14 protein-coding genes are annotated in these 13,440 nt (G+C 36.7%); 8 read left to right on the top strand and 6 right to left on the bottom strand.

Features of this window, described 5'->3' with window-relative positions:
* Positions 1–304 precede the first annotated feature (304 nt).
* The 3 genes from ACFO3O_RS21560 (at position 305) to ACFO3O_RS21570 (ending at position 2,821) form a co-directional block, all read left to right on the top strand.
* Positions 305–1,114 (top strand): sensor histidine kinase, encoded by an 810-nt coding sequence (locus ACFO3O_RS21560; protein ID WP_379982766.1) that lies wholly within the window; start codon positions 305–307, stop codon positions 1,112–1,114.
* Positions 1,111–1,788: a response regulator transcription factor gene (locus tag ACFO3O_RS21565; protein WP_379982768.1), complete on the top strand. Its 678-nt coding sequence runs from the start codon at positions 1,111–1,113 to the stop codon at positions 1,786–1,788. The genes ACFO3O_RS21560 and ACFO3O_RS21565 overlap by 4 nt, the downstream gene beginning before the upstream one ends.
* 418 nt (positions 1,789–2,206) lie before the next feature.
* Positions 2,207–2,821, top strand: a complete 615-nt coding sequence (locus ACFO3O_RS21570) for a YqaA family protein (RefSeq protein ID WP_379982770.1) — start codon at positions 2,207–2,209, stop codon at positions 2,819–2,821.
* A 258-nt stretch (positions 2,822–3,079) separates the two neighbouring features.
* On the opposite strand, the gene ACFO3O_RS21575 is transcribed toward ACFO3O_RS21570, so the two are convergent.
* Both ACFO3O_RS21575 and ACFO3O_RS21580 read right to left on the bottom strand, forming a co-directional pair.
* Positions 3,080–3,697 (bottom strand): glycoside hydrolase family 19 protein, encoded by a 618-nt coding sequence (locus ACFO3O_RS21575; protein WP_379982772.1) that lies wholly within the window; start codon positions 3,695–3,697, stop codon positions 3,080–3,082.
* A gap of 9 nt (positions 3,698–3,706) precedes the next feature.
* Positions 3,707–4,564, bottom strand: a complete 858-nt coding sequence (locus ACFO3O_RS21580) for a hypothetical protein (protein WP_379982774.1) — start codon at positions 4,562–4,564, stop codon at positions 3,707–3,709.
* A gap of 264 nt (positions 4,565–4,828) precedes the next feature.
* Between ACFO3O_RS21580 and ACFO3O_RS21585 the strand changes: the two genes are divergently transcribed.
* The 3 genes from ACFO3O_RS21585 to ACFO3O_RS21595 all read left to right on the top strand — a co-directional run bounded on the left by ACFO3O_RS21585 (position 4,829) and on the right by ACFO3O_RS21595 (position 8,515).
* A complete protein-coding gene (locus tag ACFO3O_RS21585) occupies positions 4,829–5,407 on the top strand; it encodes a non-canonical purine NTP diphosphatase (protein ID WP_379982776.1) in 579 nt (192 codons plus the stop codon).
* A gap of 176 nt (positions 5,408–5,583) precedes the next feature.
* Entirely contained in the window at positions 5,584–7,548 is a 1,965-nt protein-coding gene (locus tag ACFO3O_RS21590) for a DEAD/DEAH box helicase (protein WP_379982778.1), read from the top strand.
* Between the two features lie 157 nt (positions 7,549–7,705).
* The gene (locus ACFO3O_RS21595) at positions 7,706–8,515 is read left to right on the top strand and encodes a carboxypeptidase-like regulatory domain-containing protein (RefSeq protein ID WP_379982780.1); all 810 of its coding nucleotides are present in this window, start codon (positions 7,706–7,708) and stop codon (positions 8,513–8,515) included.
* A 31-nt stretch (positions 8,516–8,546) separates the two neighbouring features.
* Here ACFO3O_RS21595 and ACFO3O_RS21600 read toward each other — a convergent pair whose 3' ends face one another.
* The 3 genes from ACFO3O_RS21600 to ACFO3O_RS21610 all read right to left on the bottom strand — a co-directional run bounded on the left by ACFO3O_RS21600 (position 8,547) and on the right by ACFO3O_RS21610 (position 10,361).
* Positions 8,547–8,918 carry a VOC family protein gene (locus ACFO3O_RS21600; protein WP_379982782.1) on the bottom strand — a complete coding sequence of 124 codons (372 nt, stop codon included), beginning with the start codon at positions 8,916–8,918 and terminating at the stop codon, positions 8,547–8,549.
* Between the two features lie 3 nt (positions 8,919–8,921).
* Positions 8,922–9,449, bottom strand: a complete 528-nt coding sequence (locus ACFO3O_RS21605; RefSeq protein WP_379982784.1) for an SRPBCC family protein — start codon at positions 9,447–9,449, stop codon at positions 8,922–8,924.
* A gap of 255 nt (positions 9,450–9,704) precedes the next feature.
* Positions 9,705–10,361: a TrmH family RNA methyltransferase gene (locus ACFO3O_RS21610; RefSeq protein WP_379982786.1), complete on the bottom strand. Its 657-nt coding sequence runs from the start codon at positions 10,359–10,361 to the stop codon at positions 9,705–9,707.
* 144 nt (positions 10,362–10,505) lie between these two features.
* Between ACFO3O_RS21610 and ACFO3O_RS21615 the strand changes: the two genes are divergently transcribed.
* Positions 10,506–11,201, top strand: a complete 696-nt coding sequence (locus ACFO3O_RS21615) for an SIR2 family NAD-dependent protein deacylase (protein WP_379982788.1) — start codon at positions 10,506–10,508, stop codon at positions 11,199–11,201.
* A gap of 65 nt (positions 11,202–11,266) precedes the next feature.
* Complete coding sequence (locus tag ACFO3O_RS21620; protein WP_379982790.1) at positions 11,267–11,845, top strand: adenylosuccinate lyase; 579 nt, start codon at positions 11,267–11,269, stop codon at positions 11,843–11,845.
* 288 nt (positions 11,846–12,133) lie between these two features.
* Here the strand turns inward: ACFO3O_RS21620 and ACFO3O_RS21625 are convergent, their stop codons facing one another.
* Positions 12,134–13,408 carry a DUF2851 family protein gene (locus tag ACFO3O_RS21625; RefSeq protein WP_379982792.1) on the bottom strand — a complete coding sequence of 425 codons (1,275 nt, stop codon included), beginning with the start codon at positions 13,406–13,408 and terminating at the stop codon, positions 12,134–12,136.
* Between the last annotated feature and the right edge of the window lie 32 nt (positions 13,409–13,440).

A 13,440-nucleotide genomic window follows, 5' to 3' on the forward strand; every position in this document is an offset into this window, starting at 1 on the left:
TCTTAGGAATCCAATATGGATTAGATCAGTCTAAATTTTTAAAATTTAACTTGTTAGAAATATTTTTGACCTCCTTCCCTTTAATCGTATATTCAATAATTCATTTATATAATTCATTAACAAGTAAAAGCAAGTTTCTATATATAAACGCTGCTATTTTAATCTATATAACTGCTAGCACGTTAATATTTATATTAGGTAATTATATCAATAATACAGAAAAAGTAGACAGAGAATTAGCAAAAAACATTTGGTTTATTCATAAATTACTGTATGTAGTTTTCTTAACATTAATTATGCTCGAATGGAAATCCAGTTTCTCACAATCCAAGATCAAGAACTCATAATTTCAGCTCTTGTATATGGGATTATATTCCTAGTCTTATTGACTACGGGACTGCTCTTGTTTTTCCATTATTCAAGACGTAAGATCATTCAAAAAGAACTCGAAAAAGCCGCGCTTAGACTAGAACATCAGAAAACCATTTTACAAGCGACCATCGCTACACAAGAAGAGGAACGTAAACGTATTGCTCAAGATTTACACGATGCCATCAGTGCACGTTTAAATGTAGTAAGCCTTACGGCAAACTTATTATTAGATGATGATGGTCTAAATGAAGATCAAAAAGCATCGCTAGAGCATATTTTAGGCATCACCACCACCACCCTTGAGAGTTCTCGTAAAATTGCGCATGATCTTCTTCCTCCTATTTTGGATAAATTTGGGCTTAAAGTCGCCCTAGAAGAACTCTTTGAAGACTTTACCAAAAGCAAACAATTACAAATCAAACATAGTATAGACGATCTTGATTTCTTGAGTAAAACTAATGAACTTCACGTGTTTAGGATTGTACAAGAGTTGATTAATAATGCAACAAGACATGGTGATGCTAGTCGTCTAAATATCGAATTACAAAAAGAAACAGAAAGCCGTTTTACGCTTACCTGCAAAGACAATGGAAATGGCTTTGACGTATCTAAAATCAAGAAAAAATCAGGTATTGGTTTGCAGAACATAAAAAGCAGAACTGCCATTTTAGAATGCACCCTACATGCAGAGAGTGAAATAGATAAAGGAAGTATATTTACCATACAATCAAAAAGACCATGAGCGACCAGATAAAAATAGTTCTTGCCGATGACGAGTTACTTTTCAGACAAGGACTGCGTGCTATTTTAAGTAGAGAAAAAGAGTTTGACATCCTATTTGACGCCACAGATGGAAAAGATCTGATGGAACAATTAAGAGAGTGTGAAGTACAGCCCGATGTCATCCTAACCGATCTAAAAATGCCTGAATTGAATGGTGTAGAAGCGACAAAATTAATTCATAAAGAATTTCCTGATGTAAAAATCATCGCACTCACAAGCTATTTTAGCAAACCTTTTATCGTGAATATGATTTCTATAGGCGCCGTAGCCTATCTCGCAAAAAATAGTAGTCCAAAACTCATGGTCAAAACCATTAAAGAAGTGTATGAAAAAGGGTTTTATTATGATAATCAAGTACTCAAGTTTATTCAAGAGGGGCTCTTAAACCCTTCAGAGAAAAAGCTAAAATCTAATTTTGACACTACGTACTTCACCAAGAGAGAGCGAGAAGTACTAGAGCTTATTTGCAAGCAACATACCACCAATGAGATTGCAGAAGCACTGTTTATAAGTCCGCGTACGGTAGAAGGACATCGCAATAACCTACTTCTCAAAACAGAATCCAAAAACATTGCAGGACTCGTTGTTTATGCCATACAACATAAAATTGTGGATCTAGATAGTAAGTTTTGAAAAAGTAGAACATAGAAAAAAGAGTAAAGAATATAGGTTTCAAAATAGAGTGTCATATAGGTCAATTCGATCGCAGTCAAGAATGGTGTTAAGTGTTAAAGTATAAAAATCACCTGCCTTCCCTCCTTCCTAGGAGAGAATACTTTATATGTCAGTTCGAGCGCAGTCGAGAACAGTGTTGAGTGTTGAAGTATAAAAATAACCTTCAAACACATAAACCCATAAACTTTTAAAAGTGCAAGTTTGTAATGACTTACTAATCATTAAAATTCCATAACAAAAGGCTTTTTCAAGTAACATACTGACTAAAAACACGTCCTATTCAAAAATACTCCTTCTTTTTAGTAATTTATTAATATATAAACCGTCTAGTAAATAGTATTTTTACACTTTAAAGTATCGTTTTTCAATATATCGCATGAATCCTACAAAAACTAGAAAAAAAAGCCGCTTGCAGTTATTGCATCAATATTATAGCTATACTGGTTTTTATAGTTTTATAAAAGACGCCCTAAAAAAAGCGGTGCCAGCCATTCTTATTGTTGTAGGTATCTTATTGTTGATCAATTATTTTGTCATTGATGTAAATACAGCCCTTACCTATGTTATAGATAATTATTCTGACTTTACCATTATCCTTACCTTCCTAGCATCAGAATCTATTCTAGGGATTATTCCCCCAGAACTCTTTATTGCGTGGAGTGCAAAAACAGCTTCCCCACTTATAAGCCTTACGTTATTAGCCACCATGTCCTACTTAGGAGGGATCTTGTCTTTCTTTATGGGAAAAGCCATTACCAAAATACCGGCTGTACATAATTACTTGGAAATAAAAATGAAAAAGCATATTAAGAATACACGCAAATGGGGTGGTCTTATTATTGCCGTAGGTGCATTACTTCCTATTCCTTTTGCTATGACAAGTATCGCCGCAGGAATGATTAAGTACAAGTTCACCAATTACCTACTCTTTGGCGTTTTACGCTACTTACGTTTTTATGCCTATGCCCTTGTGATCTTTAATTTGGTGTAATACAGATGCTGGATGCTGGATGCTGGATGCTGGATGCTGGATGCTGGATGCTGGATAATAAAAAATACACCTTCCTCTTAAAAAATAAAAACTAGATCATATTTCAATAATTTAAAGTTGAAGTTCTTATTATCTATAAGTACTTTCTTTATACGCTTTCGCGAACCTACCTAGTCGTTAGGTAGGAGCGAAAAAACAAAAACCACTATCAATTGTTCTAACAGTGGTTTTCTAAATCGTTTTTTGAATGTTGCCTTATCAAATTTTGTATAGCTTTTTATATTCGTCCAAAAAATGCTGCCTATGCTCAAGTCCATTAAATCCTCCATTAATAAGTTTGGTTACCATATGAATATCGTCAGCATCGGCATATCTGTTTATTCTTCTTTTCTTCCAAAACCAACAAGCAGAAGCTAGTGCCCACTCTGGTTGCGCCACCAAGCTTGGGTTAGCTACAAAATCCTGCCCTGCATCTGCAGAGAAAGACCTATAATTATCTTTACCTGTTAATTGTATCAAGCCTCTTCCTCTGTATTTCCAGCCTTCTCCACTTGCCTCATCACAATTTCCCATACGATTGGCATATACTTTATTAGCAATTTTCTCAGGCTGCCGCGCATATGCCTCAGCAGCTGCCAACGTTGGGAAATATTTTCTAAAAACTGCGTATAAAGCTTTTGCTGAATAATTTAGATTTTCTGAAACATACTTAAAACTCCCGCTCTCATGAGAAATCTGTGCCAGAAAATGCGCTTTACGTAAAGGTGTATTGATCTCATATTGATCCAGTATAGCCTCATAAATATCTAAATACGGCTCTATATATTTCCAGTTTACATCGGGTACTACCGATTGAAATTCTTCTTTTGTGATCATATCTCTTTATTAATTTGCTGGTGCAAAAATGGCTTTAAGTCGGTCAATCAAACTTTGCAATACCGTAAATATAGCATCTGAGGAGAACCCTCCTACAAGTGCCAATACACTTTTATTGAAAAGATTGATATTATCTGCATCATTCGTATATAAATTCAAAATTTCAGACATAATGAGACCAGAAATAACCCCTAATACCACAAGTGCTACATAGTAAATAGAATCTTCTGGAACCAGCGTACCTTTTCTTACGGCGCTACTTACATTCTTAAGCAAGTAAAAAACGACTCCTAATCCTGAGACTGACGCAAGATACCCCAAGTTTAATAACAAACTGATTCCATCGTTATTCATCACTCCTTTGTCAAGAGATTGGTCATTCACATCTGAAGAAAGACTGGTCGCAATGAATGCTGCTAAAAAAGCAATCGCTAGCAACACAAGATTACGGACTAAAGGAAGCTTACTAAAAAGGGATTTATCTTTATCTCGATTTCGTAATTTGACCGTATATTCTATAGACTTAGGAGTAGCCGGCGCTATATTGGCACACAACATATTATGTGCATTAATCAAACTCGCCACATTACTATCCTCTATTAACGGGATAAGGTCCGTGTTGATGATTTTACCATTATACACAGCAAAAGAAAGCATCTCATTAATCTCGCGGCTCATTTCATCTTTTACTTCTGGTGAAATCCCATGTATCGTTGCATCATTTGAACTTTCTACTGCATTTCCAGCCTCATCTGTAATCGCTGAAGCTTTTGCGTCTATCGTTGTTGATGCTGTTTTATTTTTTGTGGTTGAAGTTTTCCCATCAGTAGTCTCAGATGGGGTTGAAGGGTTCTTGGTTGTTGCCATAGGGTGGTTGGTTAGTATATAATCAAACTTACTTTAATCGTACGCTGTATTTAAAGGGGTTAGTATCTGTTTTAAAAATCAAGTACTATTACGCTATTTTATATCCATTAATTTTATTAAAGATTTGTAATAAATAGGCTTCAATCTCCAAAAACTATGGTTTTCAATGAATGCTAAATATACATCCTATTTTTATAGGATCAGGATATATCGATGTCAGTTTCTGGCGTATCTTAGGGGCTTATAAAATGTAACTTTATAAAAATGACACTTGTTTTTGCTACAAATAACACGCACAAATTAAAAGAAGTACAAGCCTTGCTTCCTGAGTATATCCAATTAAAAAGCCTAGCAGACATAGGCTGTACCGAGGAGATTATAGAGGATGCCCCTACCATAGAAGGCAATGCACTTTTAAAAGCAAACTACGTAAAACAAAAGTACGGGTATGATTGCTTTGCAGATGATACAGGTCTTGAGGTTGCTGCTTTAGACAATGCACCCGGGGTATATTCGGCCCGATATGCAGGACCGCAACGAAATGCTTCGGACAATATGAACAAATTATTGATCAATCTTGCGTCTCAAACAGATAGATCAGCGCAATTTAAGACGGTAATCGCTTTCGCGAAAGCGGACAAAACCTACACCTTTGAAGGCATTTGCAAAGGCAAAATTACAAAAGAACGTCACGGAGATGGAGGCTTTGGCTACGACCCTATTTTTATGCCAGACGGCTATGACGTTACGTTTGCTCAGATGGCACTTGCCTTAAAAGGAAAGATAGGACACCGCGGAAAAGCGGTAGAAAAGTTTGTAGATTTTATCGCTGCAATGCGATGATTTCTTAATTACACCATTCGTCATTGTCAATTCATTAATTAGCTGTACTTTTGCACCTTCAAAACCCCAGGGTGGGGTTTGTATCGAAATAAATCGGTACATATGTGTTGATCGAAGCAAGTGGTTTTATACGTCGTTGCGCTTCTTACAGCACAGTAACATATAAAATACGTCAAATGACATTTGATCAATTGGGCTTAAACGAGCCTTTACTTCAGGCTATTGCCGACATGGGGTTTGTAACTCCTTCAGAAATTCAAGAAAAAGCAATCCCTATTTTACTCGAAGAAGATCGAGATATGGTAGCACTTGCACAAACAGGAACAGGAAAAACCGCCGCTTTTGGTTTTCCATTATTACAAAAAATTGACCCTACTAGCAAAACCACACAAGGACTTATTATAGCGCCTACTCGTGAACTTTGTTTACAGATTACTAACGAAATGAAATTATATGCTAAGCATGTAAAAGGAGTTCGTGTAGTGGCTGTGTATGGAGGTGCTAATATTCAAGAACAAGCAAGAGAGATTTCAAAAGGAGCTCAAATTGTCGTTGCCACACCAGGACGTATGCAAGACATGATGCGTAGACGCATGGTAGATATCACAAAACTTAGCTTTTGTGTACTCGATGAGGCTGATGAGATGCTGAATATGGGATTCTATGAAGATATCACCACCATTCTAGCAGATACTCCTAAAGAAAAACTTACATGGCTATTTAGTGCGACGATGCCCAAAGAAGTATCTCGTATTGCCAAAGAATTTATGACCAACCCTGTCGAGGTGACCGTAGGTTCTAAAAATGAAGGCGCAAAAAATGTATCTCATGAGTTTTATGTAGTGCATACACGTGATCGTTATCAAGCACTAAAGCGTCTTGCCGATGCTAATCCTGATATTTTTTCTGTGATTTTTTGTCGTACCAAAAGAGATACACAAAAAGTAGCCGAATTATTAATAGAAGACGGCTATAATGCTGCAGCACTTCATGGAGATTTAAGTCAAAATCAACGTGATCTTGTGATGAAAAGCTTTAGAGGCAGACAAATCCAAATGCTTGTCGCGACCGATGTTGCTGCCCGTGGTATTGATGTAGATGATATTACACACGTAATCAATTACCAACTTCCTGATGAGATAGAAACCTATACACACCGTTCAGGTCGTACAGGTCGTGCTGGAAAAACAGGAACTTCTATGGTGATTGTGACCAAAAGTGAAATGCGTAAAATCAAACAACTAGAAAAAATCCTAGCGAAAAAGTTTGAACACAAAGAAATTCCAGATGGAAAAGAAATTACGCAGGTACAACTTTTTCATCTTGCCAATAAAATACATAACACCGAAGTTAATCACGATATAGACGCGTATCTTCCTGCTATCGAAGAGGTGTTAGAAGATGTAACCAAGGAAGAATTGATAAAGAAAGTGTTTTCTGTAGAGTTTACACGATTCTTTAACTACTATAAGAAAACAAAAGATCTAAATCAAAATGCAACTGCTGCTTTTAAAGAAGAATCAGGAGAGACCACACGTTACTTTATAAACGTAGGGCGCAAAGATGATTTTGATTGGATGAAGCTAAAAGACTTCTTAAAAGAAAAAACGGGATTAGGTCAGGATGGTATTTACCGTGTAGACTGTAAAGACAGCTTTTCTTTCTTTAATACCGATACAGAACATAAGGAAAAAGTGATTGCACTTTTTGAAGATTTTGATCTTGATGGACGTCGTGTAAGTGTAGAAGAAACCCAAGGCGGTGGCGGTCGTGATCGCAATCGAGGTGGTGGTGGAGATCGCAAACGTGGTGGTGGAGATCGTCGAAGTGGTGGTGGCTTCAGAAGTGGAGATCGCAGTAAAAGACGTAGTGGTGGCGATAGTGATCGCGGTGACAGACGTCGCAACAGTGGAGATCGTTCTGCATCTGCAGGCACTACAGAAAGAAGACCTAGACGTAATGATGCTGACAGACCTTCGTACGGAAGTGCTGAAGGAGGAGGCGAAAGAAGACGCCGCTCTTCTTCATCTGAAGATCGCAGACCAGCGCGTTCAGAAAGAAGCGCTCCTAGATCTCCTCGCAGATCAGAAGAAGGCGCTACCAACTCCCCGTTTTCCGGTAAAAGAAGACGTCGTAGCTAGAAGCTAATTATTATAAAATAGCAGCTTTATAGATGAGTTCCCTTATTGTTTCTAATAATAAGAACACATCTATAAAGCTTTTTTATTTGTTATATTTATGGTAAAAGTGTAGTTCTGAATCTATTTTTGCGACAGAATCCGTAAATTAACACCCGCTATGAAGAGATTATTATTTACAATATTATTGTTTAGTGGATTACAGGTCGCTATGGCTCAGGAAGACACAGTGACCCCTCCAAAAAACGATTCGATTCCTGCACTTGAAGAAGGACACATCAACGGGACAGTTTTGAGTTCATCTACAGACGAACCTTTACAAAATGTAAATATTGTAAATCTCACCAACTTAAAAGGAGCTATCACCAATGAGCAAGGCGTCTTTGACATCAAAGCACAAGTTGACGACACCTTATTTTTCTCTTATTTAGGATATAAAACATTACAAGTACGCGTAAGTGCTGACTGGGTTAAATATGGGAATGTAAAAATTAAAATGACTGAAGTTGGGATTGCATTAGAAGAAGTATTAGTTCAAGAAATACAACTGACAGGATATTTAGAAATAGACGCTAAACGAATTCCTATTTACAACAATTCACGTTTTAGTATATCTGGTTTGAATACAGGATATGAAGGAGGAAAATCTCAACCAGGCGCCGTTTCAAGAGTTATCAATGCTATTTTCAACCCGGCTGATCTCCTATATAATCTGTTTGGCAAAAAACCTGAACAGCTCAAAAAAATGCGTAAAATGAAGGAAGACGACAAAGTGCGTAACCTTCTTGAACGAAAATTTGATCGAGAAACCTTAGTAGCTTTGCTTCAAATTGATAAAAATGATATCGATGCAATTCTCAACAACTGTAATTACTCAGACAATTTTATAGTGACTGCTAATGATCTTCAAATCTTAGATGCTATTAGTGAGTGCTACGAAGAATATAGAGTCCTTCAAAGGAAAGATTAACAGTTATATCCTCCCTCATAGATAAAAAATATCAATGTGTACTGTGCAGTGCAACTTTATTGCCTTCTGAATCTACAAAAACACCCATATACCCATGCTCCTCGCTTATTTGGGTTTTATTTTGAACAACCTTGCCACCTGCGGTACTCACACGCTCTAGACATGCAGTGATATCATCTGCATTAAAATAAAGCAACGCTCCCTCTTGACTAGGAACATACGATTCATATTGGATTAATGATCCCGAAGTAATTTCTACATTACTGGGTCTTGGGAAGAATCCCATGAGAACCCCACCAAAATCTTGCAAATCTATCTTTATCCCAAATACAGCCTCGTAAAATGATATAGCGCGTTGCATATCTGTTACAGGGATTTCAAACCAACTTAGTTTCATTTCCATAATTTATGCTTCTAAAATTGTTTTTAAATTCTGAAGACCATCTTCAAAATCTTTTCCAACCGCCTTATCCATGTTGTAAAAAAGCATGAATAATGTTGCTGGAAATTTATTTTTGCCTTTAAATCCCCAAACTACTTTTGTTTGTCCTGGACCTGCATCTTCTAATGTATAATACCCATCACTTTCAGACTTCCAAGGCTTCAAAAATACAATGTAAGTATCTATACGTTCATTCTCTACCATATTCTTGATCATTTGACTCCCCTCTCCTACTTCCTTATTCCCTTTCCAATAGGCTTTAAAACCTACTTCCCCATCGGTTCCTGTATATTTTTGTTCCATGTTTGGATCTTTTTGTTTCCAAGGAGACCAATGATCTTGATTTTTGATCATTTTCAAATACGGAAATACAACTTCTTTGGGTTTATCTATTAGAATACTTCTACTGACATCATAGGTTTTTGGCGCCACAGCTGCTAAAATAATGAGGACCACAAGTAGAGCTGCCACTATATAAATAAGAATCATCATAGGGATATTTGGTGTTGGTTATTCCCTTAAAGTTAAACAAAAATGAAAGATTCGCTCATAAAAAATATTTTATCAGCAAAATTTCTCACTTTATTGTGTTGAAATCCCCTAAAATCAACAACATGTATGTTTTCTGTTTAACACCTGCTATGATTTTCCTTTCGTATTATTTTAAGAAAATTGGGTTGCGTACGCTTTCGCGAAAGCGGTCACAGAAAGAACACCTAATTCTATAGAAAACCAAGCGTAGGAGGACTAGGTTTGATCTTCTTTCCAGCGCTCGATAATACGATCTACGTCTTTGATCATTTTCTTAGTCCATGCAAGTTTCTTTTCAAACACCTCCGAATCTGATAATTGCCATGAAACATCAGATGCTTTTAATCGCGTCATTAGGTGTTGGAGCGTAATTGCTGCAGAAACCGAAATATTGAGACTTTCTGTAAAGCCCACCATAGGAATGTATATAAAATCATCAGCTACTTCTAGCACATCATCACTCAAACCTTGCGTTTCTCTCCCGAAGAAAATAGCTGCTTTTTGAGTAATGTCAAAATCTTCCAGCCGATACGCTTTTTGATGAGGCGTGGTGGCTACAATACGATAGCCTTGGGCTTTTAGAGAATGTATACACTCCTTAGCACTGTTATGTCTATGCACATCTACCCATTTTTGAGCTCCCATGGCAATCTCTCTGTCTATACGCTTTACATTCACCTCTTCAATCACGTGAAGATTTTGTACACCAAAAGATTCGCAACTACGTATCACAGCACTCGTGTTGTGTAACTGATAGACGTCCTCAACGGCTACGGTGATATGATTTGTTCGTTCTAACAGTACACGATCAAAGAGCTCTCTACGTCTTTCTGTTAAAAATGATTGTAAATAATCTAACAATTTATGGTCCATGAGTATTGTTTGCGAAGTAAAGATACTGTACTTTTAAATAAACTACCTTAAGGAAAGCCCGCGAGGTATTTTAAGGAATAAACCTTTAGATTTCGAGGCAAGCCTCGGAGCATTTATGTCTCGATGATCGAGTAAAGAAGTCTTATGAAAAAAGAACGTGTTGTGGTTATTACGGGTGCTGGCATTAGCGCCGAAAGTGGTTTAAAAACATTTAGAGATTCTAATGGTTTATGGGAAGGCCATGACGTGATGCAAGTTGCCTCACCTCAGGGCTGGACGAATAATATGGAATTGGTATTAGATTTTTATAACCAACGAAGAAGACAATTATCAGAGGTCTCACCAAATACAGCTCATAAAGCATTGGTGGATTTGGAAACGTATTTTAATGTAAACATAATTACTCAAAATGTAGATGATTTGCACGAAAGAGCAGGAAGTTCTCATGTACTCCATTTACACGGGGAGTTATTAAAAGTGCGGAGTACTTTTGATGAGGAGCTTATTCTTGACTGGAAAGATGATCTTCATGTAGGTGATTTTTGCGAACACCATTTTCAGCTACGCCCACATATTGTTTGGTTTGGAGAAATGGTTCCGCTATTAGAGCCTGCGGCACATCTTGTAAGCCAAGCAGACTATATTATCATCATAGGAACATCTATGCAAGTATATCCAGCAGCAAGTCTCATTGATTTTGCAAAATTAACCGCTATGATACATTTTGTAGATCCTAAACCTGCTATAGCATCACGAGCCAATCTTACGGTTCATGCAGAGACTGCCACTATAGGAGTTCCCAAAGTGGTGGATACATTACTAAAAACATTAGACAGCTAATGCTTTTCTGAGACATATTGTGAGTTCACATACATTTGCTATTTTTATCGTATTAAACTTCAAATGTGACGTATCAAGAATTATACGAGCAACTCGATTATGTAAATCATAGTAGAGAAAAACGTGCATACTATTCGCAGTTAGTAATTCGCACCCCAGAGCTCATGCCACATGTTTTAGCTATTTTATTTAAAGTCGATGATCCTATCTCTAATAGAGCAGGATGGTTGTTAGAATTTGTATGCAAAACAGATATTCGTATGCTATTTCCGTATTTAGATCTGTTTACAGAAAAAATGGGGACAGTCTATCAACATTCGGCGTTACGTCCTGTGGCAAAAATATGTGAATACCTAACCTTATCTTATTATAAAAAGAAAGATTCACAAACTCAAAAACACCTAACAATGCTCCACAAAGAACGCATCACTGAAGCGGGTTTTGATTGGATCATTACTGATCAGAAAGTTGCTGTAAAAGCCTACACGCTCACAACTTTATTTTTATTAGGTACAGAAATCGACTGGATTCACCCTGAATTAAAGCGTATTATGGAAGATGATTACGCCAAAGGAAGTGCTGCTTACAAGGCGAGATGCAGACATATGTTTGAAGCATTGAGGAAGTTTGAGTCATCCAAATAAGACATAAGACCGCCTCGCTGTTAGACATAAGACGTAAAACTCAATTAAAACTCCCATTTGAGAGTTAACTATAATAGCATACTAATTTTAGCTTCATATAAAGCGTGTAAAGTATATTTTATGCCAGTTATTAATTGAATTTACTGGAAAAGAAAAGGATAATTTTTTTCTTTATATGAGAAAGAAAACTAAAGCATAGCCTAAGCTACGGTTTCTTTTTTCTTGTGAAATAGAAAGGAAAAAAGGGTGTTTTATTACAGTAAATTCAATTGGTAAATGGTATTAGTATCACTTCCCTATCAACCAATTTCCCACGCTACATTGTAAGCATTTATGTACATTACAGTACTCCTTTTTTAATTGTATGAGCGCTTGAGATTGCAATGCGTTTTCGGCTTTTGGACGGAGGGTATTGTATTTTTTAATGATGCTATTTTGCTCAGCTTGTATGGCGGTGATGAAATCTAAAATAGTGGCTGTTTGATCTTTTCCGATATATTGGCTATAAGCGAATTTTATGGGTATAATCGTGTTGATGAGTAACAAGTCTACAAATGCTTTTGACATTTTTTTGACTCTCTTTTTTTGAGACGTAGCAAATGAATAATGGGTATCCCAATACGTGGAAGCCTGTACCTGCAGTAGGTCATAAAATTCATCTAAGTGGGTCACTTCCATTAATTTTTGAAAAAGTCCTGGGATAGTATGATACAGCATCGCGACTTGTGATAGTCTGATGGTAGGAAAATTATCAGGGCGTAATTTAAAAAACTGAATGGGTAAAACCCCTTGTGTATCGACCTGAAATTTGTGTTGTACAAATTCATATTCTCCTTGTAATTGCAACGCATAACTATCGACACTATCGTCTGGGAGTAATCCGCCAGCACCTAGTAATAACGCTTCTAGTCGAAAAGGTTCTTGAGCACATTTCCTAATCACACTAAAATCCAAATGTGCTGCCAATGATTGAAAAGAGTCACCATTAACACTTGTACCAAAAGCACGCATTAACATCACAAATAAAGTAGCTTCCCAATCATTTTTAGATTGTCTTACAATTTCTCGTATAGTTTCTGTTTTTCGTTCTAAACGTTCAAAGTACAAGCGCTCTTGCCAATGATTCCAAATATGATCTGGAACATCGGGTAATTTTACTTCGCAATTAATCCATTTTTTGGATTGATTTTCAAAAAGGGTTGTATAACTCTCTAGTGCTTCTTTATCCACATATTCTTTAAGTTGTAACGTGGGTAATGCACTATTGTCACTTCTAAAAATGTCGACATCATGCTCCCAAACTACGTGAAGAATTACGTTATCATACGCCGGATCTGTTTCGTGACCATGTGCATACCAATCGGAGGATTTGATATGAATTTCTACATTTCCTGCCCATTCCTGCTCCCCTATACGAAGTCGAGAATTAAAAAAATCAGGTCCTGCTAGATGATTGTGTTCCCCTAGCGAAGTGATTGTTATAGCAATGTTTGTGGTTGTTTTTGCTTTCGCGAAAGCAAACTTCTTATATTTCCATAAGTAATGTAAAAAATCTTCACGCATACCTGTCATTAAACATTTAGATGTTAATCTAT

The organism is Dokdonia ponticola, from assembly GCF_042653865.1.
Classification (GTDB): Bacteria; Bacteroidota; Bacteroidia; order Flavobacteriales; family Flavobacteriaceae; genus Dokdonia; species Dokdonia ponticola.

Excerpts from the sequence above, each read along its gene's own strand:
- ACFO3O_RS21560 (WP_379982766.1), top strand. The coding sequence starts at position 305 with ATGGAAATCCAGTTTCTCACAATCCAAGATCAAGAACTCATAATTTCA.
- ACFO3O_RS21565 (WP_379982768.1), top strand. The coding sequence starts at position 1,111 with ATGAGCGACCAGATAAAAATAGTTCTTGCCGATGACGAGTTACTTTTC.
- ACFO3O_RS21570 (WP_379982770.1), top strand. The coding sequence starts at position 2,207 with ATGAATCCTACAAAAACTAGAAAAAAAAGCCGCTTGCAGTTATTGCAT.
- ACFO3O_RS21575 (WP_379982772.1), bottom strand. The coding sequence starts at position 3,697 with ATGATCACAAAAGAAGAATTTCAATCGGTAGTACCCGATGTAAACTGG.
- ACFO3O_RS21580 (WP_379982774.1), bottom strand. The coding sequence starts at position 4,564 with ATGGCAACAACCAAGAACCCTTCAACCCCATCTGAGACTACTGATGGG.
- ACFO3O_RS21585 (WP_379982776.1), top strand. The coding sequence starts at position 4,829 with ATGACACTTGTTTTTGCTACAAATAACACGCACAAATTAAAAGAAGTA.
- ACFO3O_RS21590 (WP_379982778.1), top strand. The coding sequence starts at position 5,584 with ATGACATTTGATCAATTGGGCTTAAACGAGCCTTTACTTCAGGCTATT.
- ACFO3O_RS21595 (WP_379982780.1), top strand. The coding sequence starts at position 7,706 with ATGAAGAGATTATTATTTACAATATTATTGTTTAGTGGATTACAGGTC.
- ACFO3O_RS21600 (WP_379982782.1), bottom strand. The coding sequence starts at position 8,918 with ATGGAAATGAAACTAAGTTGGTTTGAAATCCCTGTAACAGATATGCAA.
- ACFO3O_RS21605 (WP_379982784.1), bottom strand. The coding sequence starts at position 9,449 with ATGATGATTCTTATTTATATAGTGGCAGCTCTACTTGTGGTCCTCATT.
- ACFO3O_RS21610 (WP_379982786.1), bottom strand. The coding sequence starts at position 10,361 with ATGGACCATAAATTGTTAGATTATTTACAATCATTTTTAACAGAAAGA.
- ACFO3O_RS21615 (WP_379982788.1), top strand. The coding sequence starts at position 10,506 with ATGAAAAAAGAACGTGTTGTGGTTATTACGGGTGCTGGCATTAGCGCC.
- ACFO3O_RS21625 (WP_379982792.1), bottom strand. The coding sequence starts at position 13,408 with ATGCGTGAAGATTTTTTACATTACTTATGGAAATATAAGAAGTTTGCT.